Origin of the sequence: Rhizobium sp. L9 (assembly GCF_002531885.1) — a bacterium.
Classification (GTDB): domain Bacteria; phylum Pseudomonadota; class Alphaproteobacteria; order Rhizobiales; family Rhizobiaceae; genus Rhizobium.
Genome location: NZ_NWSZ01000001.1, coordinates 1 through 24961, shown reverse-complemented (window position 1 = coordinate 24961; position 24961 = coordinate 1). Strand labels below are relative to the sequence as shown.

Annotated in this window: 24 protein-coding genes and 6 pseudogenes; 12 read left to right on the top strand and 18 right to left on the bottom strand. The window is 55.9% G+C overall.

Annotated elements, in window-relative coordinates; genetic code table 11:
- Window positions 1-734 precede the first annotated feature (734 nt).
- A pseudogene (locus tag CO660_RS34430) lies at window positions 735-1104 on the bottom strand (RpiB/LacA/LacB family sugar-phosphate isomerase); the annotation flags it as partial.
- A 277-nt stretch (window positions 1105-1381) separates the two neighbouring features.
- Between CO660_RS34430 and CO660_RS00125 the strand changes: the two are divergent.
- The 4 genes from CO660_RS00125 (at window position 1382) to CO660_RS00105 (ending at window position 8023) form a co-directional block, all read left to right on the top strand.
- A complete protein-coding gene (locus CO660_RS00125; protein WP_097596866.1) occupies window positions 1382-2137 on the top strand; it encodes an ImuA family protein in 756 nt (251 codons plus the stop codon).
- Complete coding sequence (locus CO660_RS00120; protein WP_097596865.1) at window positions 2058-3572, top strand: DNA polymerase Y family protein; 1515 nt, start codon at window positions 2058-2060, stop codon at window positions 3570-3572. Before CO660_RS00125 ends, CO660_RS00120 begins: the two co-directional genes overlap by 80 nt.
- A complete protein-coding gene (locus CO660_RS00115; protein WP_097596864.1) occupies window positions 3569-6832 on the top strand; it encodes an error-prone DNA polymerase in 3264 nt (1087 codons plus the stop codon). Before CO660_RS00120 ends, CO660_RS00115 begins: the two co-directional genes overlap by 4 nt.
- Before the next feature lie 357 nt (window positions 6833-7189).
- The gene (locus CO660_RS00105; protein ID WP_245421255.1) at window positions 7190-8023 is read left to right on the top strand and encodes a hypothetical protein; all 834 of its coding nucleotides are present in this window, start codon (window positions 7190-7192) and stop codon (window positions 8021-8023) included.
- Between the two features lie 272 nt (window positions 8024-8295).
- On the opposite strand, the pseudogene CO660_RS00100 reads toward CO660_RS00105, so the two are convergent.
- From CO660_RS00100 to CO660_RS32605, 6 genes and pseudogenes are all read right to left on the bottom strand, one after another.
- Window positions 8296-8559 (bottom strand): annotated as a pseudogene (locus CO660_RS00100) (DUF982 domain-containing protein).
- Window positions 8556-8972 carry a hypothetical protein gene (locus tag CO660_RS00095; protein ID WP_141504756.1) on the bottom strand — a complete coding sequence of 139 codons (417 nt, stop codon included), beginning with the start codon at window positions 8970-8972 and terminating at the stop codon, window positions 8556-8558. The pseudogene CO660_RS00100 and the gene CO660_RS00095 overlap by 4 nt, the downstream one beginning before the upstream one ends.
- Before the next feature lie 48 nt (window positions 8973-9020).
- Window positions 9021-9851 (bottom strand): hypothetical protein, encoded by an 831-nt coding sequence (locus CO660_RS00090; protein WP_097596861.1) that lies wholly within the window; start codon window positions 9849-9851, stop codon window positions 9021-9023.
- 513 nt (window positions 9852-10364) lie between these two features.
- Complete coding sequence (locus tag CO660_RS00085) at window positions 10365-10727, bottom strand: hypothetical protein (protein ID WP_097596860.1); 363 nt, start codon at window positions 10725-10727, stop codon at window positions 10365-10367.
- A gap of 263 nt (window positions 10728-10990) precedes the next feature.
- Window positions 10991-11587, bottom strand: a complete 597-nt coding sequence (locus CO660_RS32610) for a hypothetical protein (RefSeq protein ID WP_141504754.1) — start codon at window positions 11585-11587, stop codon at window positions 10991-10993.
- Window positions 11588-11677: 90 nt separating this feature from the next.
- A complete protein-coding gene (locus CO660_RS32605; protein ID WP_141504752.1) occupies window positions 11678-12061 on the bottom strand; it encodes a hypothetical protein in 384 nt (127 codons plus the stop codon).
- Between the two features lie 181 nt (window positions 12062-12242).
- On the opposite strand from CO660_RS32605, the pseudogene CO660_RS00075 reads away from it, so the two are divergent.
- A pseudogene (locus CO660_RS00075) lies at window positions 12243-13623 on the top strand (IS1182 family transposase).
- 229 nt (window positions 13624-13852) lie between these two features.
- Here the strand turns inward: CO660_RS00075 and CO660_RS00070 are convergent.
- Window positions 13853-14155, bottom strand: a complete 303-nt coding sequence (locus CO660_RS00070; protein ID WP_141504748.1) for a hypothetical protein — start codon at window positions 14153-14155, stop codon at window positions 13853-13855.
- A gap of 184 nt (window positions 14156-14339) precedes the next feature.
- Here CO660_RS00070 and CO660_RS00065 point away from each other — a divergent pair, with 184 nt between their 5' ends.
- From CO660_RS00065 to CO660_RS00045, 6 genes are all read left to right on the top strand, one after another.
- Window positions 14340-15122 carry a thermonuclease family protein gene (locus CO660_RS00065; protein ID WP_097596857.1) on the top strand — a complete coding sequence of 261 codons (783 nt, stop codon included), beginning with the start codon at window positions 14340-14342 and terminating at the stop codon, window positions 15120-15122.
- Between the two features lie 237 nt (window positions 15123-15359).
- A complete protein-coding gene (locus CO660_RS32600) occupies window positions 15360-15980 on the top strand; it encodes a hypothetical protein (protein WP_141504746.1) in 621 nt (206 codons plus the stop codon).
- 248 nt (window positions 15981-16228) lie between these two features.
- Complete coding sequence (gene ligD, locus CO660_RS00060) at window positions 16229-17272, top strand: non-homologous end-joining DNA ligase (RefSeq protein WP_097596856.1); 1044 nt, start codon at window positions 16229-16231, stop codon at window positions 17270-17272.
- A 543-nt stretch (window positions 17273-17815) separates the two neighbouring features.
- A complete protein-coding gene (locus tag CO660_RS33110) occupies window positions 17816-18172 on the top strand; it encodes an ankyrin repeat domain-containing protein (RefSeq protein ID WP_245421262.1) in 357 nt (118 codons plus the stop codon).
- A gap of 216 nt (window positions 18173-18388) precedes the next feature.
- The gene (locus CO660_RS33105; protein ID WP_097596854.1) at window positions 18389-18661 is read left to right on the top strand and encodes a hypothetical protein; all 273 of its coding nucleotides are present in this window, start codon (window positions 18389-18391) and stop codon (window positions 18659-18661) included.
- A 105-nt stretch (window positions 18662-18766) separates the two neighbouring features.
- Window positions 18767-19129 carry a hypothetical protein gene (locus CO660_RS00045; RefSeq protein WP_141504744.1) on the top strand — a complete coding sequence of 121 codons (363 nt, stop codon included), beginning with the start codon at window positions 18767-18769 and terminating at the stop codon, window positions 19127-19129.
- A 25-nt stretch (window positions 19130-19154) separates the two neighbouring features.
- Here CO660_RS00045 and CO660_RS33100 read toward each other — a convergent pair.
- The 3 genes and pseudogenes from CO660_RS33100 to CO660_RS33670 form a co-directional block, all read right to left on the bottom strand.
- A pseudogene (locus CO660_RS33100) lies at window positions 19155-19262 on the bottom strand (transposase domain-containing protein); the annotation flags it as partial.
- Window positions 19263-19395: 133 nt separating this feature from the next.
- Window positions 19396-20004, bottom strand: coding sequence for a hypothetical protein (locus CO660_RS00035; RefSeq protein WP_176536201.1), 609 nt, complete (start codon window positions 20002-20004; stop codon window positions 19396-19398).
- Between the two features lie 102 nt (window positions 20005-20106).
- Window positions 20107-20357 (bottom strand): annotated as a pseudogene (locus CO660_RS33670) (hypothetical protein).
- Between CO660_RS33670 and CO660_RS34255 the strand changes: the two are divergent.
- The gene (locus tag CO660_RS34255) at window positions 20307-20432 is read left to right on the top strand and encodes a hypothetical protein (RefSeq protein WP_280952970.1); all 126 of its coding nucleotides are present in this window, start codon (window positions 20307-20309) and stop codon (window positions 20430-20432) included. The pseudogene CO660_RS33670 and the gene CO660_RS34255 sit on opposite strands and share 51 nt — an antisense overlap.
- Here the strand turns inward: CO660_RS34255 and CO660_RS32595 are convergent.
- The 7 genes and pseudogenes from CO660_RS32595 to CO660_RS33665 form a co-directional block, all read right to left on the bottom strand.
- Entirely contained in the window at window positions 20419-21072 is a 654-nt protein-coding gene (locus CO660_RS32595; protein ID WP_141504742.1) for a hypothetical protein, read from the bottom strand. The two genes, CO660_RS34255 and CO660_RS32595, sit on opposite strands and share 14 nt — an antisense overlap.
- Window positions 21073-21806: 734 nt before the next feature.
- Entirely contained in the window at window positions 21807-21971 is a 165-nt protein-coding gene (locus CO660_RS00025; RefSeq protein ID WP_245421254.1) for a hypothetical protein, read from the bottom strand.
- Between the two features lie 203 nt (window positions 21972-22174).
- Window positions 22175-22402, bottom strand: coding sequence for a hypothetical protein (locus CO660_RS00020; RefSeq protein WP_097596850.1), 228 nt, complete (start codon window positions 22400-22402; stop codon window positions 22175-22177).
- Between the two features lie 92 nt (window positions 22403-22494).
- Window positions 22495-22757 (bottom strand): annotated as a pseudogene (locus CO660_RS00015) (hypothetical protein).
- 4 nt (window positions 22758-22761) lie between these two features.
- Window positions 22762-23574 (bottom strand): Ku protein, encoded by an 813-nt coding sequence (locus tag CO660_RS00010; protein ID WP_097596849.1) that lies wholly within the window; start codon window positions 23572-23574, stop codon window positions 22762-22764.
- 13 nt (window positions 23575-23587) lie between these two features.
- Entirely contained in the window at window positions 23588-24505 is a 918-nt protein-coding gene (locus CO660_RS00005; protein WP_097596848.1) for a Ku protein, read from the bottom strand.
- Window positions 24506-24584: 79 nt separating this feature from the next.
- A partial coding sequence (locus CO660_RS33665; protein WP_245421253.1) for a hypothetical protein occupies window positions 24585-24961 on the bottom strand: 377 nt, incomplete at its 5' end.

Genomic DNA, 24961 nt, shown 5'->3' with positions numbered 1-24961 from the left:
AGGCGTCGTTGGGTCAATCAATTTTGGGTGCCAATCCATTTGGTTAAGAGGATTGCCCCGATAACCGGCTTGTGCAATTGCACTTATCTCGAATTTTTACAGTCACAGTCGCTCCGAAGCGAACGTTGCTGTTCCCGTATCACGCGTGTTATCGCCTCTGACTGAGGAACCATGGCCGCATATTTCGTTAGCGTCGGGAAGAAGAATGAGAGTGAAGATCGACCGGAAAGTCTCTAAAGATGAAGTTGTATTGCTAGAGCGCACAACCCCGCAAAGATATCGCGAGTGGCTCATTTCCATGATGGGTGGCATCGAGGCTTTGCCCGCCGAGTTTCGGGATGGCATGCCTGCCCCGGACGAGGAACTGAAGACTCTGCTCGCGCGGATGCTGCCAGGAGATGAACTTTGGCTTGCAAGGTCGCGGCGCTATGAGCCTACAGCCCTCGTAGGGAATAGAGGTATCGCAGTCGTACGAAATGGCCACGCCGTCTGGTATCGGATAGGTATGCACCACTAGGTGGCGTGGACAAACTCGCTGCGTGGCGATCACAACGTGTCAGCTCGCGCGATACCGCCGGGCTGCTTGAGAACTCTGACCGCCGTCGCGTTCGCTTTCCTGCCGCGTCGTGATTTGCCAATGCCGGGCCTGGACTTTGACGGGAGGCTGCGCCAAACCTCATACAAGGGGATGCGGGAGGAGCTAAATAGGCCACAAGGATGCCCGAAGTGCGCCCTTAACGGGCGCTACCCTGCAGCGCCTCAATCATCTCCACCCGTGTCGCATGTCGGCCGCCCTCAAAGGAGGCAGTCAGGAACGCGTCCACGGTATCAAGCGCTAGCCCTTCGCCCACCACGCGCACGCCAAGCGAAAGCATATTTGCATCGTTGTGCTGGCGAACCATTCGGGCTGGAGAATGTGTCGCCGCAGACGCCACAACGGATGCCCTTTACCTTGTTCGCTGCCATCATGCTGCCCTGGCCGGTGCCACATAGAATGATGCCAAAACGACAATCGCCAGAGGCAACAAGCCGCGCTGCCGCTTCGCCGTGCGTAGGATAGGATGTGCTCTCGGGCGTTGTTGGTCCGATATCGACCACTACCCAGCTGCACTCGAAGATACTGACGGGCGCTTGAAAATCGCGAAGCGCAGTCAGATCGCTCCAGGTATATTTTCTCATCGATGACATTTTCAGCGCCTGGTGACGGTTCTGAACTATGCGATTGAATTCATTCAAAACTGGGCTCCACGGCATCCCGGTAGGTTGTAGTTCATTCGCTACTCGCCACTACATGCACATTGACTCATATTGCAAAAGGAACAAATAGGGAACATGCTTTCTTCCTGACGAAATGAAAACCTGATTTTGATGAAGGCTCCGAATGGCGCAGAGCGGCGCGAACCAGATCATCTCGGATCTTCGAGATCGCATCCAGCACCTCGAAGGAGCGGTGACCCGTCCGAAGACGGTTCTGCCCTTCGGAGTCTGCGAAATCGACGACCGACTTCCGGGAGGTGGGCTGGCCTATGGCGCGATCCACGAATTTGCAGGTGGCGGAGCAGGGGCGGTCGACGGCGCTGCGGCTGCCCTGTTTGCAGCCGGGATTGCTGCTCGGACCAAGGGTAAAGTGGTTTGGTGTCTCGCCCGCCCAGACCTGTTCGCTCCGGCACTTGCTCAGGTCGGCCTCCATCCTGATCGGGTGATCTATATCGAAGCCATCAAGGAAGACTATGTGCTCGAAAGCTTCGAGGAAGCTCTTCGTTTCGGTGGTCTCGGAGCGGTGGTTGGAGAAACGGTGCGCCTGCCAATGGTGGTTTCGCGCCGTCTGCAGCTTGCCGCCGAGGGCTCCGGAACCATAGGCCTGCTAATCCGACGATGGCGGCGGCAGACGGAGGCTGGAGACTTCGGTCATCCGACGTCAGCGGCGACACGATGGCGGATATCCGTCCTGCCGTCAGAGCAGCTACCTGTGCCGGGCATCGGCCGGGCACGGTGGCTCGCGGAGTTGATGAGAGTCAAGGCAGGTGAAAGTGCGGATTTTGAAATAGGTGCATGCGATGCCCAGGGTCGTATCAGTCTTCTTTCCGACGCTGGCGACGGATCGGATCAGACGCGCCGATCCGTCCATACCGGTTGAGACGCCGCTCGTCGTTGTTGCACGCAGCGGTTCGAAGCGGTGGCTGTCGGCCGTCGACGGGAATGCTGCTAAGCTCGGCCTTCACGTTGGCATGGCCGCTGCGAAGGCGCAGGCATTGGTCCAGAGTGTCCACATGGTAGATGCCGATCCCGCCGCTGATCTTGCCGCTCTCGAACGTCTGACGCTCTGGACGTTGTCTCAATACTCGCCCGTCGTGGCAGCCGATCCGCCGGATGGCATCGTGATGGACACCGAGGGAGCCGACCATCTTCAAGGTGGTGAAGAGCTTATGTTGTCCGGTCTCGTGAACCGGTTTCGAGCACGCGGTCTGCCAGCCCGTGCTGTCGTTGCTGATACTTGGGGAGCAGCATACGGCCTTGCGCGATCCATAACGGCGGAAGCCAAGGTCATTCCAGCAGGGAAGACAGCCGATGCCGTTGCACGACTTCCCCTCTCGACACTGCGGCTGAATGCCGAAACGATATCGAGTCTTCGCATGCTTGGCTTCAAAACAGTCGGCGAGTTGGCTGCGATGCCTCGTGCACCACTGACGCTTCGTTTCGGCCCGGAAACCGCTCGCCGTGTTGATCAGATGTTTGGCCGGGTCGCCGAGCCCATTGACCCTATCCGATGTCCCGAGATCATCGAAGTCCATCGAGACTTCGCTGAGCCGATTGGCGCAGCTGAGACTATCGCCAAATATCTTTCTCGTCTCGTCACGAAGCTCTGTCGAGAACTGCAGGCCAAGGGGTTGGGCGTCCGCCGGACCGACCTGATCGTCCACCGTGTCGATAACACGATCCAGGCACTCAGGGCAGGGACAGCTAAGCCTGTGCGTGATGTCGGCTGGCTGACCAAGCTGTTGCATGACCGCATCGAGAAGATTGATCCCGGTTTCGGTATCGAGAAGCTGAGTCTAGCGGCGACGGTGGTTGAGCCGCTGGATGACAGGCAGATCGCATCCAACCTGATAGATGATGCAACGGTCGATGTGGGCGCATTCATCGATGTGCTCGGCAACAGGGGAACCTATCGCATCTATCGCATGGCACCGGTCGCCAGCGATGTTCCGGAGCGCTCAGTCCAGCGTATATCGCCTGTTGCCGCAGAGGTTGGGCAAACTTGGCCATCGGTCTGGCCACGGCCGGTTCGCCTGATGGACCGCCCGGAATTGATTGAAGTCATGGCTCTGCTGCCTGACCATCCGCCCGTCTGGTTTACCTGGCGCGGCAAACGGCGGCGGGTGAAGCGCGCCGACGGGCCTGAACGCATCTTCGGGGAATGGTGGCAGCGAACGTCTGAATGGGCCGCCGTCCGTGATTATTTCACGGTCGAAGACGAGATTGGCGAGCGCTACTGGATTTACCGATCTGGTGACGGCGTTGACGCGGATACCGGATCGTATCGATGGTACATCCATGGGGTTTTCGCATGAGATACGCCGAACTCCAGGTCACCACGAATTTCAGCTTCCTTCGCGGAGCGTCGTCCGCAGATGAGCTGTTCACGACGGCTAAAGAACTAGGCATTGAAGCGCTCGGCGTGGTCGACCGAAACAGCCTTGCCGGTATCGTCCGAGCACTGGAAGCATCACGAGCGACGGGCGTTCGCCTCGTCGTCGGTTGTCGCCTTGATCTGCAGGACGGCATGTCGATCCTGGTCTACCCGACGAACCGGGCTGCCTACTCGCGCCTGACCCGGCTGCTGACGCTCGGCAAAAGCAGGGGTGGCAAAGCTAAATGCATCCTGACCCTTGACGATGTCGCGCTCTATTCCGAAGGTCTGATTGGAATCCTTGTGCCGGACCTGCCGGACGAGACCTGCGCGATCCAGCTCCGAAAGATGGCCGAAGTTTTCGACGATCAGGCCTATGTTTCGCTATGCCTGCGCCGACGGCCGAACGATCAGATGCGGCTGCATCAAATTTCGAACCTGGCCGCTCGGCACCGGGTGAAGACCGTCGTCACCAATGATGTTCTGTTCCACGAGCCCGGCCGCCGCCAGCTCCAGGACGTGGTCACCTGCATCCGCACGGGGACCACAATCGATGATGTCGGTTTTGAGAGGGAGCGCCATGCTGACCGGTTTTTGAAGCCACCTGAAGAGATGGAGCGTCTCTTCCAGCGCTATCCGGAGGCGCTCGCCAGGACGATGGAAATCGTCAATCGCTGCCGCTTCAGCCTGGAAGAGCTGACCTACCAGTATCCGGAGGAAGCCATCGTGCCAGGAATGGATGCCCAGCAATCGCTGGAGCACTATGTCCGCGAATGCATCCCCAATCGCTATCCCGAGGGGCTGCCGGAACATGTTGACAAGATCATCAACCACGAACTCGCTCTCATCGAGACGATGCGCTACGCCCCCTATTTTTTGACGGTTTTCTCCATCGTCCGCTTCGCCCGATCCCAAGGCATCCTTTGCCAGGGGCGCGGCTCGGCTGCGAACTCGGCCGTCTGTTTCGTGCTCGGCATCACGTCCATCGATCCGGAAACCAATGACCTGCTGTTCGAGCGCTTTGTGTCTCGAGAACGCGACGAACCGCCGGACATCGATGTGGACTTCGAGCACGAGCGTCGGGAAGAGGTCATCCAATGGATTTACCGGACCTATGGCCACGACAAGGCAGCTCTATGTGCCACGGTCACGCGATATAGAAGCAAGGGTGCGATCCGAGATGTCGGCAAGGCGCTCGGCCTGCCCGAAGACCTCATCAAGGCTCTGTCATCGGGTGTCTGGGCATGGTCGGAAGCAGTCGGCGAAAAGCAGGTGAGGGACCTCAATCTCAACCCCGAAGATCGGCGTCTCGCGCTGACGCTTCAATTGGCGCAGCAGCTCATGGGAGCCCCACGCCATCTAGGTCAGCACTCTGGCGGTTTTGTGTTGACCCACGACCGTCTCGACGACTTGGTGCCTATCGAACCGGCCTCCATGGTGGATCGGCAGGTGATCGAATGGGACAAGGACGACATCGAAGCGTTGAAATTCATGAAAGTAGACGTGCTGGCCCTCGGCATGCTGACCTGCATGGCGAAGAGCTTTGCGTTCCTCGCTCAGGAGAAGGAAATCGATCTCAATCTGGCTACGATCCCGCAGGAGGACCCGGCGACCTATGCCATGATCCGCAAGGCCGACACGCTCGGCACATTCCAAATCGAAAGCCGGGCGCAGATGTCGATGCTGCCGCGCATGAAGCCCCGGACCTTCTACGATCTCGTGATCCAGGTGGCCATCGTCCGGCCGGGTCCCATCCAGGGCGACATGGTGCATCCCTATCTTCGACGCCGGGAAGGCAAGGAGAAGGTCGAATACCCAACGCCCGAGTTGGAAGCCGTGCTTCACAAGACGCTCGGCGTGCCACTGTTTCAAGAGAGCGCTATGAAAGTTGCGATGGTCTGCGCAGGCTTCACGGGTGGGGAAGCAGACCAGCTCCGAAAGAGCATGGCGACTTTCAAGTTCACGGGTGGCGTGAGCCGCTTCAAGGACAAGCTCATCTCCGGGATGATCCGAAACGGGTATACGCCCGAATTTGCGGAGAAGACATTCGGCCAGCTCGAAGGTTTTGGTTCCTATGGCTTTCCCGAGAGCCATGCCGCGTCGTTCGCGTTGATCGCCTATGCATCCAGCTACATCAAATGCCATTTCCCCGATGTCTTTTGCGCGGCTCTGCTGAACTCGCAGCCGATGGGGTTTTATGCCGCGGCCCAGATCGTGCGTGATGCACGGGAACATCGTGTTGAAGTTCGGCCGGTCTGCATCAACCAATCACGATGGGATTGCACCCTCGAACCTATTGAGGGCTCCGACGGACACGCCGTTCGCCTTGGGATGCGGATGGTGCGGGGCCTCGCCACTGCCGACGCTGCACGGATCGTTGCTGCCCGTGCCGATCGGCCTTTCGACAGCGTCGACGACATATGGCGGCGGTCAGGCGTCCCGGCTGCATCGCTGGTCGAGCTGGCCGAGGCCGACGCCTTTTTCCCGTCTATTGGACTGGAACGGCGCGATGCTCTCTGGGCAATCAAGGCATTGAGAGACGAGCCGTTACCGCTTTTTTCGGCCGCCGCCGAACGCGAGGCAAGAACGATTGCCGAGCAAAAGGAGCCGTCGGTAGAATTGCGACAGATGACACAGGGTCACAACGTCGTCCTGGATTATGGGCATACCGGGCTGACGTTGCGAGAGCATCCGGTCAGCTTCATTCGCCGAGAACTCGCAGAACGCTGGATCGTCACCTGTTCGGAAGCGATGTCAGCTCGCGATGGTCGGTGGCTGATGGCGGCAGGCCTGGTTCTGGTGCGCCAGCGTCCTGGCTCCGCAAAGGGCGTGATTTTCATGACCGTTGAAGATGAGACGGGTGTCGCGAATGTGGTCATCTGGCCCAAGCTGTTTGAGCGGTCGAGGCGAGTTGCGCTCGGAGCCTCCATGCTGGCGATCAATGGCCGCATTCAGAGGGAAGGGGATGTGGTCCACTTGGTCGCCCAACAGCTATTCGATCTTTCCGAGAGTCTGACCGGACTGGCGGATCGCGATACCGAATTTAGACTGCCGACGGGGAGGGGCGACGAATTCGCCCACGGTTCGCCCAGCAGACCGGATTCGCGCGAGCCGTCAGGCCCGGGAATGAAGTCGCGGGACATATTCATCCCCGATTTGCATATCGACACACTGAGGGTGAAGAGCCGGAATTTTCATTAGAAAGAATTCGGTCACAAAGGTTGGACTGCTGCAGTCGACTGCAGAACCCACCTCAATTTCGGCCATCGAGAAAAGTGCGCTGAATTGCTGCCCATTCTTCTGGATAGGGCTCGTGATCTTGCGGATGTTCCGCCTCGTACTCGCCCCAGCCTTGAAACTTCCAATATTTGGTCATGGCGTCGAAATTGGCTATGCCCCGTCAGCTCGGCGACCTTTACCGCCCCTGGTGTAAGGAGAGCCCTGAAACCATCACCCATGGGGCCAGCAAGACAAAGACCAGGAAGCATTTGAGCATCAGGTTCGGGGTCGAACCAGATTTCATGGGTAAGCTAAACCTGCTACTTGGAGGGCTATCTTGTGGCAAGATTGCTGTGCTCCGAATGCCTGACGATTTACCGCTTTTCCGACCTGCCTGTCGCCCACGCTCATCATACTGATTTTAATGTCCGCACTTCATTTGAGAATTCCAATCATGTCCGCGACAACCCACGAGCACGTATGAATTTTGCAGCTGTTATATTGGGTGTGCTCCTCATTTGCGCATTGCTGTTCATAGCAGCTATCGCAATTCTGTTTCTGGGGCTGCGACGCATGTGGCGACGGACGCGACCTGATCAGCGCCTCCTGAGAACTCTCATTATAGGTTTGGGTCTGGCGGCTATCGCATTGCCCTATGTTGCCATCAAAATTGGGGAGCGAAACTCCGTTCTCGCACGCGTTCCCGAACCACTCGAAGTGGCTGAGATCGAATATCGTCTGGAGGAAGCTTGGGGCGTCGGCTTCATGCCCGGGGACAACGAGACCGGATTCGTCGTCTATCGGATGACCGATGACAGCGCAGAGTGGGCACGGAAACAAGGCAGCCAGCTGGGCAATATGCTGGAGGGAGCAAAAGGAGCGTGGCGTGAAACGCCGGTCGACGATAGTGGTGACGAAACAGCTATAGGCCAATGGCATCACTACGACCGTGATCCGGATATGATGGCAATAGAGCGTCCAAAGCACCACCCCCCAACGATATTTGAATACCTGGAAAAGTACGGCTTCACTATCTCAATTGAGCAAGGGCGCGATGAGGAAGCCAACCAGTCGATCCAGTCAAGTGTATCATTTTATACCTATGGACCGGGCGGCAGTGTGACGATAGTTGATCCGGGTAGGGGTAAGGTTTATTTCGCCTATGCAGGATGACATCCAAGACAGCCGTGGCGGTTCATTTTGGCGTCCTTGCGCTCCAATGATGACAGCGGCAGGTCAGTATTGATCTTCCTGCCGCGTGCCCGCAGGTGCCAGACTCGGTCTTCCTCGCGAGGAGCAGATTCGTCCGATCTGCGACGGATAACCGGTCACGCATTCGACCTCTGAGGCTCGTCTTGAACATTCAGCGCCCGATGAAGCACAGGGTGGATATGAATTTTTGTATCCAAATCGATAGAATCAGGGCCTATTACTACCAATTGTCCTCAGTGAACGACTGTTGATGCAGCGATCCCAGCCTCATCGGCCGCACGCAAAAGCGCTTCCTGAAATTGTTCCGGAGCAATCTGCCTGCTAATTGCATCGCCACAGGCTTTTACGGCGGCGACATATTCCTCGTCGTCATCGGATGGACAGTCCTTGACGCGGGTATGCGCTCCATCTCCGAGCGTTTATACAATCTCGTGAGTTGCCGGACCGCGAACAGCTAGCCCGACCGGCGTGAATGCCGACGATGTGTTCCTGGTCATTGTCGCGAGTTGTGTGGCCAGCACGGGGAATTCACTCCGTTCCTGGCTCGAAATTGCAACATCTTTTCGACGGTGTTGATCTCGGTTCTTGCTACTTTCCCTTCCTCAAATGAAAGCAACGCCGCCGCCTTCCCTGAACAAGCTCTGCGAAATGCCCTGCTGACGGGACCATAGACGAACACATAATGATTCAGATCAACGCAATTAGGGTCTCCTGTGGCGACCAAATTGCCATTGGCATCGCATTTCTCCGTATAACTGTAGTTTTTGGCCGTCGCCGCCAGCCGCCTGAGAGCAGCGGCCTCGCTGAACATATCCCAGAGAAAATACGCGGTCAGAACAACAACCACGCAGAGGGTCCCGACTCTCAAAATACCACGCGAGATACTCGGGGTGCCTTCATCATCCCGCATTTTTGATCCCCCGCTGTATGTCAACATCACTCTTGAACCAGCGGATACTCACTCCACGACGCCTTCGGATGCCTGAGGATCGGCTGCATGAATTGCATAGCCCGGCTCTTCGGTGTCAGAGAAAACTTTCGTAATTAGTCCGGACCTCAGTGCTTCGGCGGTTTGGACGCGATAGAGGCCATCAGGCGTCGCTAGTCCCATCATGGCGAAAACATCGTCTCGGCTGACGCCCATTTCGTCCAGATACGCAGATAGCATCCGCTTTAACGCGGGATCAGACTTTGTCGAAATTGCATCCAGGTTTCTTCTTCCTGCCGTTCCATAACTAGCACCTTTGCGGCCATTCGTTATTTGGTGAAGGCCGATATCGGAAGTTTCAGCCGCAGCGCGGACCTTGCCGCCAGCTATGAGAAGCGGGCAGGCTGAGAAACAGTAGGCCCCTCCGCCATGTACTTCGCCTACTGACCAGCTATTCTTGACGATCTTTTGTGAGCAGCGCGGCTCAAGCATCGGGCAATCGCTCAGTTTGGTCCTGCCGACTGCGGTTTCGAGCCCGGCCGCTCGAATCATGCGTCCAATGGAGAGAGCAGCAACGACGTCGCCGCCGTAAGACTGAAAGACGACAGGTAATTTTCGATCCTTGAGGGTCTTCAGCAGAGCCTTAAATCGCCTGGGCGTATCAGACGTAATCGCGCCTTCGGCAGATATCCATTGAGTACAGGTTTCTTTGCAGTTGGCATCATGTACCAGAACAAAATCCATCGGCCGCTCTTCGGGAGGCTGCTGGTTTGCGTCCGCCGGAACGGCAGCAATCATGGATAAAAAAAGGACTGCCGCAATTAAGCAGAAGGTTGGCCGAAAGCTAAAGTGGATTGGCATGCACGTCCCCAGAACATCAGAATGATTTCTGAATTAGGTAGCAAATGCCACCCTGACGCAAAAGGCATGATTGGATGGATTGCGAGATTGCCGATGGGGCTTCAACCTACCTCAAAGGGAACGCTCGCCGAACGCGGCCGCGATCCGCTTCGCCGAATGGCCGGGGTCATAGAACACGGCAGCGATGTGTGCCACAAAGATGTCAGCGTCAAGCGGTAGGCCAATCGCAGCAGAAGGACTTTGCTGGTTCGACCTCTGTCAGACTCCGTAGGATCGCACTCCTGGTTCCATCGTCCGGGACGATCTTTCTGCTCACTCTCGCCATGGCGTTGATGATTGCAAAAGACGATAAGAGTTGGACGCCACCCTGATGTTGATGGCATTGCGATAAGCCTGGGGTGGTAAAAACTCCCACGCTCGAAATAGTACATTCACGAAAAGCCGCAAAAACACCGAAGGAGGATGGCGAATTGCTCAATCCAGCTTTACGTCAAGGCAAACAAACGGACGTTGCTAGCCGTTGGCAGCGGCCGGTCGCCTTCGCTCTTGTATCGCCTTTTCCAGCCGGTCGTCATGCAGGGCTTCTGGAAAGTCGATCTTCCAAATTAGACGACGCAATTCCTCAACAGCTATATCCCGGTATCCCAGTTCCTCTAAGCGCAGCACGAGAAGCAGATGATTCGTGTTCACGACCAACCGGGCGTGCTTACTGACTTCGTGAAGAACCGGGCGCATCGCAGCATAGGATTTGAACCCCAACGATGCCGCAATCGCCTCGTCGAGGTGCGAGGACTTGATATGCGCATACCTGTTACGCAGGTCCTTTTTGAGAGCGGCGATATTCGACGGTGAAAACCTAAAAGAAGCGTTCAGCATAAGACGATCCAATGTCGTTGTCGAAGTCCGCCGATTACACTTCGACCTTGTTTGACATGGCCGTCAAAAAACGCTGATTGCCCTTCAACCCGGTGGCAAGTTCGGATGGGCGTCCACCGTTCGATGGTAGACTACAGGTGTTTTCCGCTCAAGCGTTAAGTCCGCACAGGACCGAGAGCGGACCACCTGCTGGCAGTTTCCCGCCACTATCGACTACAAGGTCTTTGTTCAGCTCAAGGACGTTACCCTCCGGATCGGTCCGATCAGGTCAGGCTCAAGTCGTGCGCGTACACCCCGAGACGCGTTCCCCAGCCGCGTACGAAGACGCCGATGCCCGGTGACAGGCGTGATCTGATGTCATCAGGGACGTTGCACACCTGGCCGACAAGAAAAGGCGTCTCCTCCAACGTCACTGCAGAGTAGCAGTTCTTTCCCAGGCGATCGGCTAGTCCGTGTACCGTGAAGGGAAGCGCAACTACATCGCCTGCGATCAGTGGGAGCAGCAACGGCCAGATGAACAGGATACTGCCTCCCATGAAATAACCCAAAAACGGGCCGACTATGACACCGAGGACGCGCTTCAGTTTGCTCATTCCTGCGCCACCTTTCCAAGCAATCCAGACAAAAAGCGCGGCGGAAAGGGAGCCCACAATGACACGCAGAGGATTTGTCCGTGCCAACCACTCGGCAGACGGAATGAAATTGGAACCGATCACCACAGCCGACGAAACAAAGCCAAGCAAAAACCAGGAGCAAACAAAAATCGCGAAGAAAACCCGCAATTTTTTTGGCTTAGTCGAACCTTTCATGAATGCCTCGTGAAATAATGTTCTTGTTTTTTGGGAGCGCAGATAATTCACTCTTATAGCCTTCTTGCGAAGGCAGATGCAGACGCGGTTGCGATGTGATGGATTAGCGCTCAGAAGCGTCATCCCAGTGCGGCGAACACATCACAAAAGGCTGTCATAGCCTGAGCCATGGGCTGGCTTCGGAAACCCTTCGTCGACGAGTTCCCAGTTCCGTGTTGCTTTGCATCTGTTGATACTGAACTCTTCAGAAGTCAGCACGCTTCCATTTTTAATGTACGCGCAGAAAACTTTCCACTCAGTCCCTGCAGCGATTCCATAGAAGTAAGCGGGAACTTCATCGGGAACTCCGCATTTCACGAAGTTCAAATCACGCGCCCCTGCACGCTTTGTCACCGTCAGTTTCTCCAGATACGCGTTCCTGGCTGCCAAAGGAACCTGATCGCCGGTGATACTTGAAATGCAGCCATAAGACTTTACCGCACCTGCGAAAACAGGAGCAAGAAGGGCAGCGATTACGAGTACCAAAAACCTCCTCAGCAACGCGTGACCCACTTTGTGTAACTTAGACCATCGGGGCGCTAAGGCTATCCGTGAACCAGGCAATAATCAACGACCGCAATGGGCCGATACCGTTGAAAAACTACGCATTGCCGGTGCTTGAGACGCGTGATTCAATCCTCTGAGTGATTTGCAGGGGATTAGGCGAATGATGGGATGTCAGGCGGCTCCGGCGCAGCTCTTCTACGACTTCTGCCTTGATGATCACGTTCCCGCCAACCACCTGCTGCGCGGGATCGACCGTCATCTCGAACTCGACAGCGTGCGAGCGCAGTTGAGACCTTTCTACAGCGGTACCGGTCGTCCCTCGATTGATCCGGAGCTGATGATGCGGATGCTGATCATCGGCTACTCCATGGGTATCCGCTCGGAACGGCGGCTTTGCGAAGAGGTTCACCTCAATCTTGCCTATCGCTGGTTCTGCCGCCTCGGACTGGACGCGAAGGTGCCGGACCATTCCAGCTTCTCGAAGAACCGCCATGGCCGGTTCCGGCAGAGCGACATCCTGCGGCATATGTTCGAGACAGTGGTGGAGCGCTGCCTTGCGCAGGGACTGGTCGGCGCGGAAGGATTTGCGGTCGACGCCAGCCTGATCGCAGCGGACGCCAACAAGCAGCGCTCGGTGCCTGGCTCTGAATGGGAAGCCAAAGAAGACGCTGGCCGCTCTGTAAAGGAATATCTGGCGGTTCTGGATGACGCGGCTTTCGGTGCTGCCTCATCGGTCACGCCGAAGTTCATCTCACCATCCGACCCTGCAGCTCAATGGACCGGTGCCCACAAAGGCCATGCCTTCTTCGCCTACGCAACCAACTATCTGATTGATACCGACCATGGCGTCATTCTTGATGTGGAGGCGACACGGGCTATTCGCCAGGCCGAGGTCGGAGCATCCCGTACGATGCTCGACAGGACCGAGAACCGCTTCGGCTTGAGGCCAGACTATCTTGCCGCCGACAGTGCGTATGGTTCTGCCGATAATCTGGCCTGGTTGGTCAAGGAAAAGAAGATCGCGCCGCACATTCCTGTCTTCGACAAATCGAACCGGACGGACGGCACGTTCTCACGAGCGGACTTCGCCTGGGACGACAACAACGGGCTTTACATCTGCCCGGCGGGAAAGGAATTGAAGCAATTCCATCGAACCTACGAGAAGCCAAGATCGGGGATCACTGCCGAAGGTACGCGGCTCTATAGGGCAAAAAAGAAAGACTGCGACGCCTGCGAAACTCAAGCAGAGATGCTGTCCGAACATGCCCATGCGCAAAATACCGCGTGATCTCAACGAAGATGCCCGCGATGTAGCCCGAGCGATTGCTGCCACACCCCAATATGAGCAGTCCCGGCATCGTCGCAAGAAGGTCGAGATGCTCTTCGCTCACCTCAAGCGAATTCTCCGCATGGCGCGTTTGAGGCTGCGAGGTCCATGTGGTGCGCGGGACGAATTCTTGCTTGCAGCAACCGCCCAGAACCTCAGAAGATTGGCGAAACTCAGGCCACCAAGGCCGCCGTGCGGCGTCATCGCCGCATAAAGGCGGCACAAACCAATACCCTGCGCACGAGCGCAGGGCATCTACTGATAACCCCCTGCGCAAAAGGCCGAAACCACCAGACGAGCGGCTACTCCATCGAGTTTTTCAACGGTATCGGCCGAACGCGGACGCGCTCCTGATCCGTGAGAGGCTCCGGCAGCTTCGGCCTCGCGCCACTTGTAGACCTTGCGGCTGCCGCAGAACCACCTATTCTTTAGGCAAAGCCACGCTATTCAGCGTCAAGAGGGCGGTCGTCGCCGGACACGGTCGCGCCTGCACTCTTGACAACCGTGCCCGACCCCAAGATTCTCCCCAGAACTTTCCCGCTCAACACGAGGTTTCCATCGTTATGAACGTTGCGGCCCACCTCGCCAGAAACAACTGCGTTAGCGCCTGCTTCGATCTTCAGTCCACCTGAAAGGCCACCCGAGGCAATAAGTTGGCCGCCTGGTTTGACGTGGGTAACGCCCGTCACATCACTGCCGGTTATCGTCATTTCGGTTACGATCAGATCGCCAATATGCTGGTCCATTTTGATGGCTCCCATATCTGTTTGCTTCTTCGCGTTCTGATTGTAGCAATTTTATGCCACGTGACAATGCAACTGGTCCAGTCGAAAATGCGGGAAGACGGATTGAGGTCCGCGTCTGTCGCATTTACGATTTTTTGCTGCCTCCGGTTTAGGCTGTAGTCTTTTAGATACGGCAGTGAGCGCGATGGACCCGGCCGGAAATCTCCGAAGTGACATTCAGCAAGCCTTGCAGCGCCAGAGGTTGACGGCCTGGCAGCGCAATTTCCTGACGGACATCCATTCCCGGCTTGAGCGGTCGCAAGGGCAGGCTCGTCTGTCGGACAAACAATGGAAGAAGGTCTTCGAAATTCTCGGGCGACCAAGCAATGTAATTGCGATGCCGCCACAAACTGCCACCAGGCGTCCAACTGCCCATCGGGCAAGGAAATCATTTTGGCTTCATTTCGGCCGGACAGGCAGGCGGTTGAAGTGGCATCTCCGAAACTTGGCCATTGGCTTCGTGGTGGTGGCGGCCGTGACCGTCGGTCTGCAGGTGTTCGACCTTGGGCGAGAACAATTTCAGTCGTCTCCGACCACAATGCGGGTATCGCAGCAGCAGGAATTCACGGTGACCGATGGAGATACCGTCCACGTGGTAGGCGAGGCGGCTGGCACACGCCTGGTCGGGTTCAACACGCCGGAGAAGTTCTCACCCGAATGCGAGTACGAACGCCAACAGGGAGAGCGGGCGTCGGCCCGACTTCGGGAACTTGTTGCCCATGGCACTGTCCGACTGACGAAGGTGGCGTGCGCGTGTGCGCCGGGCACCGAGGGTACGAAGAAGTGCAACCATGGGCGCTATTGCGGCACACTGCTGGTTGACGGGAAGGACGTTGGCAGCATTCTGATCAGCGAGGGCCTCGCAGTGCCATTCGTGTGCGGCAGAACGAGTTGCCCGCCGACGCCTCGGCCGTGGTGCAAGGGTTAATGGGATTTGGTAGCGAAGCAAGGTGGTATACTTCGATCAATTCGTAATCGCTCGATCAGTTTGAGTCCAACAGATGCCGTCGATCCGCTCGCTTCGCTGACCAGCACGCTTGCCGAGATCGTCAACGGCCACAAACAGCTCCCGACGAAGCTAAGGTTCACTTGCGGCATTTGGCTACGCGTGCCAGAGGTTTTTCTCACCGTATTGGTTGATGTATGATGGTGTGAGGTTAATACCATGATCATTACGGAAGAGGTGTTGTCGCGCTTTCGCGATAAAGGCAAAGTTCCGGTGCGTAGCCTGCCGTCGAACCTCTTTTCGCACACAGGCGATCTCTTTTTCCGCGACGACGTCGCCTCGCTACACCAATTTCCGACCAAGGAGGAGGAGCGTCGAGCCATACATGTGGTGCCCGTTTTGGCATTCTTGCAAAGCGTTCCACCGCTTTCGAGTGACCGTGAATGGATCGCGTTGCACCACCAATTTGGCGGATACCACTGCCTGCAGGTCGCGATGGTCGCGACGATGCTCACGCCGAACGCAACGATCAAAAACAAGCTCGATAATATTGGAAAGCAGTTCTACTTCGCACAGCACGGCAATTTGGAGCCAGGCAACATGTTGGCGTCTTCAATTTTAGAATATGTGACAGCACTTAGAGAAATCGAGCTTGATTGCGAATACACATGGCGAAACCTTTCGGAAGGGCTATATCCCATCGACTGCACCCAAGAAAATCTCAACAAAATCGCTTCCGATGCGCCCTCCCTAGATATGATGGCGGACTGGCGAGGGTTTACCCGAGCGCGGTACAGTATGGACCCCATAATCTTATTGCTGGCAAACAATAGCGACTAATCAGCCTTCTCACCCAGGTGCGAGCAGCACTCCGCTTTACGATTTTGTCCTGTTCGAGCGCATCCAGGACGGCCATTATCTCCTCCCGGGAGTAGCCTGCAGCATTCATCGGCACGCCGATGTCGAACAAGGAAGATCGACATGTCGGGCGCTGCCTTCAGGGCGCGGAGGCGATCAAGTAGCGCGGTTTCGGTCTCTGTGAATCTGCTCATCTCAGCTTCTTAACGTTTTTCGGGCTGAATTGTCCCATGTCCAAGCCGCCGTCAAAACCGCTTCTTCAGGACACCGATGGTCTCGCTCGGTCGAAGCCCCGGCGCCGCCGGGATCCGGCGCAGCCGAACCTTCTGCTCGATCCCATGCCTCGCCGGATCGTACCTTGTCTTGCTCTCCTGAAGCCGAAGCCGCCTGAGGGGCCGCGGTGGGCCTATGAAATCAAATGGGACGGTTATCGATTGGCGATCTACATCGAACCGTCGGGCATCAGGATCCTGACGAAGAACGGCCACGACTGGACCTCCCGCTTTCCGGAAATAGAAAAAGGGGGGAGGGCGCTGGGCGTTGCATCTGCGATCATCGACGGCGAGGCGGTCATGTATGACGAGCACGGGAGGAGCGATTTCAATCTCCTGCAGGCCTCGCTCGGCGGCCGAGCCGGGAAGAAGGTTTCCGGCGCGCAGTTCATGCCCTTCGACTTGCTCTATCTGGACGGCCACGACCTCACGAAGACCGAGCTTCGCGTGCGCCGTCATCTCCTCGAGGAGCTGATCTCCGGCCGACCGGAATCCGCGATCAGGTTCTCGGAATCCTTCGACGCGACCGGCGCCGAGATCTTTCGGGCATCCTGCGATCACGGACTTGAGGGCATCGTGGCCAAGCGGCTCGACAGCTTCTATCGATCCGGCCGCCTGGGCGACTGGGTCAAAGTCAAGTGCATCCAGTCCGAGAGCTTCTTCATTGTCGGCTACGAGCGATCATCAACGACAGGCGGCTTTCGATCTCTTATGCTCGGCGCCTATCGCGGCGACGAGGTTGTCTATGTCGGTCACGTCGGGACGGGCTTCAAGATGCAACAGATGGCCCAGCTCCGATCTAAGATGGACAAGCTGCTGTGGAAGCGGAAAGCTCCCCCTGTCCTCTACTCCGGAAAGCGTGATGTCGTCTGGATTCAGCCGACCCTCATTCCTGAGATTGAGATCCGCGGCTGGACTGGCGACAACAAGCTGCGGGATTCCAGCTACAAAGGGCTGCGGGCGCTGCAGGACGACGCGACCGTTTACGAGCTGGAAGATTAAATGGTGCTCATCCGCAGATTACGAAAGTCAGGATATCGTTAATATTGGGGTAATCTAAAGCAGTCTATACCTCGCAACATAAGCGCTGAGTAAAGTGCTTATCGCAATTGGGAGGGTGCAGCGCGGGGGTGTGTCGGCGTCCGATGTCTGGCCTTCTAAGTCCAGGCATCTGCTACAAAGAGGTCAGGCAAAGCTCTCCGTGGCTTTGTTGGCAACCTCGGCGCAATGTACTCTGGAACATTCCATTTGAACAGGGTTGCGGTGCCCGTTCAGGTTGTGAAGAAGTGGGTGGTGCATTGGTTTCAATGCTCGAGGGGAGTAAATGCTGAAGAAGTTGAAGACGCTATGGGAGCTGCGGCCGATCATTTTAGTTGTGGCCGCGCTACTGTTGTTCCTGTTTCTGGCAGGGCCATTACCAGTAATGTTTCAAGGTGCTCGGGGGTGGTGACTGTGCTTAGATCTATGATCGCAGCAGGGGTCATAACCGCGTTCTCCAGCGCCGCAAGTGCTCAAAGTATGGAGGGCTTGTGCGACGTGAACAAGATGCAAAGCGCGATCGCCGCGGACGTCAAAAGGCTGCTGCAAAATCCACCCGGACCGTACGTTCGTTGCTACGATGGCTATACGCCGCTTCACGTTGCGATCAGCGCGAAGAATCCAGAGGCGGTTATAGCCATTGCTGAGAGCGGAGCAGATCTGAACGCAAAGAATGAGTTCGGATCGACGCCTATGCATGTTGCGGTTTTTGCCAGCCGTCCTGATTTGGTCTCGTTGCTGATCAAGCTAGGCGCGAACAAGGAGGCATTAGGGCCAGACAATCAGACACCTCTTGCAATGGCTAAAAGCTGGAATGAGACCGCAATCGTCGATGTTCTAGTTTCGAGCGGTGCTCGCTTCTGACGCCATCCAAATTAGCGTAGAACGGTTCGAGAATGAGCAGCCTACGGCTTTCTTTTTGTGCACTCTCGCTCTTGGCTAAGACCGATCCTGCGCGTCGGCTTCATTCGTGCTTCGGCCTGAGCCTTCTTCACTACTGGGCCGACCGACGGGCTGAAGTTTGAGCGGTTCCCGCACCTCGCCCTAATCGCTTTCCCTAGGCGACTGGATCAAGGTCAAGTGCATCCAATCGGAATCTCCTTCATCATCGGCTACGAGCGATCGATGGGAGCCTTCCGACCGCTCCCGCTTGGTGCGTATCGCGGCGATCGGGTGTGGTCTATGTCGGGCAGGTCGGGACAGGCCCTCAACATGTGGCAGATGGCCCAGCTCCGATCGACGATGGACATGCTGATATGGAAGCGAAGGCAGCCTCCTGTCTTCTACTCCGGGACTCGCGATGTCGTCTGGATCAAGGCGACCTTGATCGCGGAGATCGAGTTCCGCGGCTGAACAGGCGAAGCAGGCTCCGGAATGGGCTTATGCCTCGTCGAAGACGTCGACTTGCTTTTGGTTAAAGTGCTACGATGACAATGTTGTCCTGGGAAAGGAGCGGCTTTGCGTCGGTCTATTTTATTATCGCTTTTATTTATCGTTGCCGCATACCCGAGTTTTGGCCAAGGCCAAGCTGGGGAGAATACCAAACGCAATGAGTATCCGTTTCAATGCGGAGCGATGTTTGCGATCGTGGCTAAAGTCTATGAGGACGCCGGTGAGATCAGCAAATCCGTAGTTTACAAGGCCAAGTTCGACAAACTCGCTTTGAAAGCGGAAGCGGATTTTGAGAAGTTGAACCGAACGAAGGCCGACGCAGAGGCATACATGCAAAAGCATGTCGATTCCTTGGCAGCCATAGCCGACAAGGACGCCGACGTCGTGGTCAATTTCGCCCGCCGTTGTAACGAGCTTTTTCCAGATTAAACTCCGCAGACTGTTTGCGTGGCAGTCACGCGGCTGGCAATGAGCAATTCCAGGGCAGCAATTCCTCGATCCTGTTGATCGGATGGTCGGCGATGCGCGTGAGGATATCGCGAAGATAGGCCTCGGGTGAAACCTGCGGCTCGGGCGCGTTTGGCTCGGCAACCCAACCTTGGCCGAGCTGTAGTTCTATAAACTTAAGCATGGACCACGACTAGCTGAATTGCATGGCGGTTGCCACCCAACGCTGTCATCAAGCACGTATAGGTTCACGGCCTAGTAGCTTCCGATCCCCTCCTATTCGGCCTTTTGATTCTCTTGGCCAGCAACACGTTCGCCGAGATCCCACCGCTCAGCATCCATAGAAAAACTATATTGAAAAAGGTGAGAAAATACGCATTTCCGACAACTGTCGTCGAAGCGCCTGTACCATAGATCGGAATAGGAATAACAAAGATAAAAGAAACGAATGTGAGCAGGTATACCAAGGATTTTTTCACGAAGCTCTTTGGATCGGCAACTATAATTTCTTGGCCTAGTTTCGATGAGATGATATAAAGCGAAAACAATAGTGTTTTCGTAAATGTCAATGTAATCAGAGAAAACGAAAGACATGTGTAAAGGGCGACCTGCTCCGGATGGTTTTCCGCCAGCCATGGCAGTTCATAGTAGTATTTGGGCAGAATAACCAAAATGCACCTTAGGTACGGGCTGACATGATCCAGTAATCCTGCTCTGATCACCCAAAGAAACAAGACGGAGATAGACAAAATAACCGTATCGAGCGGTGGACCGCTGATATGGCTCTCGTATCGTTTGATGAAAGCCTGATTATGAAGGCGAAAGAAAAGATCCACCCCGGCGAAGTTTTTAAACATTTACGTCGAGCCTTTGCCCCGAACTATGCTTGAAAAACTCAATCAAAGGGGCAGGGTACTTTGGTAGTGAGAGTTGGCGGAGTCTGTCAAGCACAACGCCCGTCAACCATTCCCGTCGACCTCTCCATCTTCGTCCAACTCGTGCACCGGCAGATAGGTGTTCTGCTCCATCCGCCCCCGGACGATGAATCCGAAGGTATCGTGGGGTCTTGCCGCACTCAATCATATAGATCCCGAAGAGCTTCTTCTATGTCCTCGTCGGAGGCAATCGAGCCGGAGTTGCGCAACAGGAGCGCGGTGCGGTGCTGCATGATCTTCAAATAGCGCGTGAAAACTTCCTCTATCCGTTTGATGGTGTCTTCGACAAGGTGCAGGCGCGACGGCGGCAATATCCAGCAGCTCGTCCCAAGCGGGTCAATGGACCGTGATTGGACTCGGAGAGGTGAGATCAATGCAGATGGCAGGCGGGGTCTCCAATTCAAGGGTCCAACAGGCCGGTGGGAGCGTCGGCTTGTTTGCGTGGGCTCTGTCATAATCCATAATTTGGACAGCCACTGGAAATGGCAGCTCTCCTGCACCCTGATCGTAGCGCATGATTGTCTTGATGAATTTCCCTGAGGTCTTCGATATCCAGATTTCTATCGCCGCACTCCATTTGTATCGGTGCCAGTGTGCAGAGTAGTGAAAAGCAAGACCTTCTTCGGTTTGCGAGTCGCCGAGCACCTTACAAGACGTGAAGACTGGCAGCCCCGAATGTGCATCGAGCGGGGTGCGAATTGGCAGCCGCTTATTTTCATCCCAGACGCCATTTTCCCACTTGGTATAGACGACATTGTCTATCACCCGCAGTTCCACGTAAGGCCTGAGATGACCATCTTCTTGCAATTCCGATAAGGTATAGCTGTAGCGCCCGGTATTATGCATGTTTTCGTATGCACGGTTTACGGCATAGCAGGATTTATCCTCCCCATTGAACGCCTGATGAGAAGAGCGACTATCTTCGGCGCCGTAAACGGTTGCGACTTTGGTCAGAAATAAACAAAAAGCGGCTGCAGCAATAATACGCATGGAAACCTGCGAATGAAATGACGGGTAGGGTCCAATGATTTCACTTATACGGAGCATTGATGTCTGCGCAATTTCATAACTTGGCGACGTCGACGTTAACCGCAAAATAGTTTCTACCACCAGGGTAAGGTGGTATGTTCATGACGCGCCACTGAAGACGCTAATGCCTTACCAGAGTCGCTAAGGGACTGAAGATGCGAAGATACGTTTTTAGTTTTCTAAGAATTTTAGTGATAAACGAAGAGAAATATGGCCTTTATGCTATAATAACTGGGCTTTTAATTTCCGTCCTTGCCTGGATTCCCCTTGTTGTCTTGGCGACCACTTTGTCGTCTGAGTTATCGATCGGGCCAGGGCTCGCGATGTTGTGTTTCCTTTTTATATTTTCGCCTGTCGTTATTTTGTTTTACGCTTCATTTGCTTTGTTATCTGATGAGGTTTCTGGATATTTAACGGGGCGAACGCTGATTGGAAAAGAACCTGGTTCTCTTAAGCGCAAAATTCGGCAGATGGCGGGGATCTAGAAGACATGGGAACTAAAGCGGACGACACCGCGTAGCGCAGCGCCATCTTTATGTTTCGGTCCGTGAGAAACATCGAAAGCGTCGGGCCGTACGGAGCTCGCAAAGCGGATGTGGCTGGTGTGGTCCATGGTTGTTTCCTCCTATGTTTGAGGACGAGTAATCGAGCCGCGAGCTAAATGTTCCGCCATTGGGGAGCCTGGCACTGGCGGTTCACGTCATCCGCTTCAATAGATCGAGAAGCGCGTTCGTCTTGTTGTTGGCGGCTATCGAAAGCATGTGGTTGTCTGCCAAATCGATAATAGCAATGACAGCTTCGCGCTCAGACCAGCCTGCAGCGGCTGCCCTTTCCACGAGGCGCTCGAACGCGAGTTGCATAGCATCCTGGCATCGAATTTGCCGATCAGGATGATCCTCTGACACTGACGGTCGCGCGATCTCGGTCATGGGGCGCGAAGGTGAGCTGATTTGCCGGGCTTTGCAAGCGTTCGCTAATGTAGGAGGAAGAATCATCTTCCAGCGGGCTGAATATCCGACCACGCGGGCTTGCTACTAGGACCATTTCGGTTGCGTCGAAAATACTACTCGGCGGCTTGCCGCAAGGGGTTCTCGTCCGGGAGTACCACTGGTCCGATGATCTCGAAATCGCATGGCATTGCGTGCTGGTCGGTGCCCGGCAGTGCAAGGGTCCAGTAGTTGGGATCTTCTCCGAAGACAGTCGAGACTTGCACGACTGCGAGCTTCCCGTCGAAGTGCTTTGCTGAACGCGCCCAGTAATAGGCTTCCGGAATCAAACTCGCGGTAAACATAACGCTCACTCTCCTTCGAGCGCGGAAGATATCAGAATTCTAATAAATGAACATGCCTCATGGTGCGCCGCCTGCAAACGGGACTTCTGCAGCTAGTGCTGCGTACCCAGCAATGGCTCTTTGTCATCGAAGTTTCCGTTGCTGACGGCATCGTACTGATTGAGGTTCGGTCACCACTTCGCGTGCCGAATGCCGTTAACTGGACCATCACCGCGCGGGCACGCTAGACGACCTCCTCCTCATCGATACAGGCAGCATCGGCGACATGAACGGTAACGACATCGCCGTCGTCCCCAGGGAAGTCAACGCCCCAGCCGCCGTTCTCGTGGGCAACTTTGGTGTTCGTCAGATGCATGACATTACCCTGCCTTCCGACCTTTGAGATCAGCTTCGACGCTCTTCCGGAGAGCATCCATGATGTTGACGACGTTGGACTTCGCTGCAATCTCAGACGACTTGCCCTTGGCGGTCTTCTTCGGTTTCAGCGCCTTCCTTTTCTCCTCGATGAGCTTGAGCAGGCTGGTCTGGATCGGATCGCTAGCCATCTCCGGCGACCAGTGCGCCGACCTCTGCTTGATGAGCTTCTGGACAAGCGGTACGAGGTCGGGATCCGCCTCTTCGTCAATATCCTCGAAATACGAATCCTCTGGCCGCACCTCGTCACCGAACCGTAGGCTCCATAGGACGATGCCTTCGTCACGCGGCTCCAGGATGACGGCGCGTTCGCGGCGGCCCATCACCAACTTTGAGACGCCGAATACCTTGTCCGCCTTCATGGCATCGCGGATGACGGCGAACGCCTCGTTGCCAACCGGGTCGTCAGGCATCAGGTAATGAGGCTTCTCGAGATAGGTCCACTCGATGGAGTCGGCGGGCACGAACTTTTCGATGTCGATCGTCTTCACAGTGTCCAGCGCCACCCGCTCGAGATCGTCTTCGGTCAGGATGACATAGTCATTCTCGCCGCGGGCGTAGCCCTTGGCCTCGTTCTCGTCCTTGACAGGCTTCCCGGTCACTGAATCGACGTACTGCGAAACCACGCGGTTCCCAGTCGCCTTATTCAGCGTATGGAAGCGCACTTTCTCAGATTCGGACGTGGCCGGGGTCATCGCGACGGGGCAGGTGACAAGCGACAGCTTGAGATACCCTTTCCAATAGTAGCGTGGAGCCATGGTCTATCTCCTGTTAGCTTGCCTTGCGACGCGCAGTAGCTCCGGAAGAGGAAGCTTTCGAGGCCACTCCGCGCGTGGCGCGATCCCGACCGGTGCCTTTGTTGGCGTTGGCAGCAGTGCGTTTCGGCTTGTTGTCGGCGGCCGCGCCAGCCTTTAGAAGCCCGGCACTTTCGCGAAGCGCGGCCAGAAGATCGTTTGGCTTCGAGACCTCCACCTTCTTCGGCTTGGGAAGAACTTTGCCTTCCAACTTCGCCTTAACGAGCTCGGCCAATGCGGCTTCGTAGCGGTCGTCAAATGTCGCCGGGTCAAACTCGCCTCTCTTGGTCGAAATAATGTGCTTCGCGAGGTCGAGCATCTCGCCTTCTATCTTCAGCTTCGGTATCTCCTCGAAAGCCGTTTTAGACGAGCGGACTTCGTAGTCGTAATTAAGCGTGGTGGCGATCAAGCCCTTCCCGTGCGGGCGAATGAGCACCGTCCGGACTCGCCGGAAGAGCACAGCACGAGCGATTGCCGCGACGTTCGACTTCTTCATGGCCTCGCGAAGGGCGACAAAGGCCTCTGCGTTCATCTTGTCCGGCGTGAGGTAATACGGCTTGTCAAAATAGATGTCATCGATCTCGCTGCAGGGGATGAACGCCTGCACTTCAAGCGTCTTGTTGCTTTCCGGGATCGTCGCGGCCACCTCCTCGGGATCAACGATGATATATTGCTCGTCGTCGATCTCGAAGCCTTTCGTCTGGGCATCGCGCTCCACGCGCTCTTCGGTCTCGCTGTCGATGAAGACGCGATTGACCCGGTTGCCTGTCTTGGCGTTGATGGTATTGAACGTGATGCGCTCGGTTGTGCTGGCGGCCGTGTACAGAGCGACACCGCAACTCACTTCGCCGAACTTTAGGAAGCCCTTCCACTGGGCACGATGTCCTGTCGCCATGACGCCTACTCCGAATCAATGGGGTCGCGACTCAAAGACGTGCGAAGCTGATTCGTTCCGACTCGAAACGAATCATTTTTCAATGACTTACGGAATCTTCTTCAAGCGCGATTTGTTTCTCCAAGCGGTTGCATTGATGTGGTTCAGTGAGGGCGGTGGCAGCAAAAAACAGCGGACCGTTCAGTTCGCGAGCCAGCACCTCCCGTTTCAAGGGAACTACCGGAATCCTTGTGAGCCAGGATTTTCCCGTAGTGGAAGCTTGAATGACATGAAGCCTCTCGCGGTACCCGTTCTGGGATCCGTCAACGTGACGGATAGCCATCGACCTCGCTCCATCCGCGATCGAACAAGCTCCATATAGGACACCTCGTCTTTCGGCCGCTTCCCCTTGTGTCGGTTGTTGTTGCAATACCGACAGGCAGCGACGACGTTCTCCTTGGTATCGAGGCCTCCATC

What these genes read in the sequence shown, in the direction of transcription:
- CO660_RS00125 (WP_097596866.1), top strand. Translation starts at nt 1,382, where the DNA reads ATGGCGCAGAGCGGCGCGAACCAGATCATCTCGGATCTTCGAGATCGC.
- CO660_RS00120 (WP_097596865.1), top strand. Translation starts at nt 2,058, where the DNA reads ATGCCCAGGGTCGTATCAGTCTTCTTTCCGACGCTGGCGACGGATCGG.
- CO660_RS00115 (WP_097596864.1), top strand. Translation starts at nt 3,569, where the DNA reads ATGAGATACGCCGAACTCCAGGTCACCACGAATTTCAGCTTCCTTCGC.
- CO660_RS00095 (WP_141504756.1), bottom strand. Translation starts at nt 8,972, where the DNA reads ATGCGGGATGATGAAGGCACCCCGAGTATCTCGCGTGGTATTTTGAGA.
- CO660_RS00090 (WP_097596861.1), bottom strand. Translation starts at nt 9,851, where the DNA reads ATGCCAATCCACTTTAGCTTTCGGCCAACCTTCTGCTTAATTGCGGCA.
- CO660_RS00085 (WP_097596860.1), bottom strand. Translation starts at nt 10,727, where the DNA reads ATGCTGAACGCTTCTTTTAGGTTTTCACCGTCGAATATCGCCGCTCTC.
- CO660_RS00070 (WP_141504748.1), bottom strand. Translation starts at nt 14,155, where the DNA reads ATGGACCAGCATATTGGCGATCTGATCGTAACCGAAATGACGATAACC.
- CO660_RS00065 (WP_097596857.1), top strand. Translation starts at nt 14,340, where the DNA reads ATGGACCCGGCCGGAAATCTCCGAAGTGACATTCAGCAAGCCTTGCAG.
- CO660_RS32600 (WP_141504746.1), top strand. Translation starts at nt 15,360, where the DNA reads ATGATCATTACGGAAGAGGTGTTGTCGCGCTTTCGCGATAAAGGCAAA.
- ligD (WP_097596856.1), top strand. Translation starts at nt 16,229, where the DNA reads ATGTCCAAGCCGCCGTCAAAACCGCTTCTTCAGGACACCGATGGTCTC.
- CO660_RS33110 (WP_245421262.1), top strand. Translation starts at nt 17,816, where the DNA reads ATGCAAAGCGCGATCGCCGCGGACGTCAAAAGGCTGCTGCAAAATCCA.
- CO660_RS00035 (WP_176536201.1), bottom strand. Translation starts at nt 20,004, where the DNA reads ATGTTTAAAAACTTCGCCGGGGTGGATCTTTTCTTTCGCCTTCATAAT.
- CO660_RS32595 (WP_141504742.1), bottom strand. Translation starts at nt 21,072, where the DNA reads ATGCGTATTATTGCTGCAGCCGCTTTTTGTTTATTTCTGACCAAAGTC.
- CO660_RS00025 (WP_245421254.1), bottom strand. Translation starts at nt 21,971, where the DNA reads ATGCAACTCGCGTTCGAGCGCCTCGTGGAAAGGGCAGCCGCTGCAGGC.
- CO660_RS00020 (WP_097596850.1), bottom strand. Translation starts at nt 22,402, where the DNA reads ATGTTTACCGCGAGTTTGATTCCGGAAGCCTATTACTGGGCGCGTTCA.
- CO660_RS00010 (WP_097596849.1), bottom strand. Translation starts at nt 23,574, where the DNA reads ATGGCTCCACGCTACTATTGGAAAGGGTATCTCAAGCTGTCGCTTGTC.
- CO660_RS00005 (WP_097596848.1), bottom strand. Translation starts at nt 24,505, where the DNA reads ATGGCGACAGGACATCGTGCCCAGTGGAAGGGCTTCCTAAAGTTCGGC.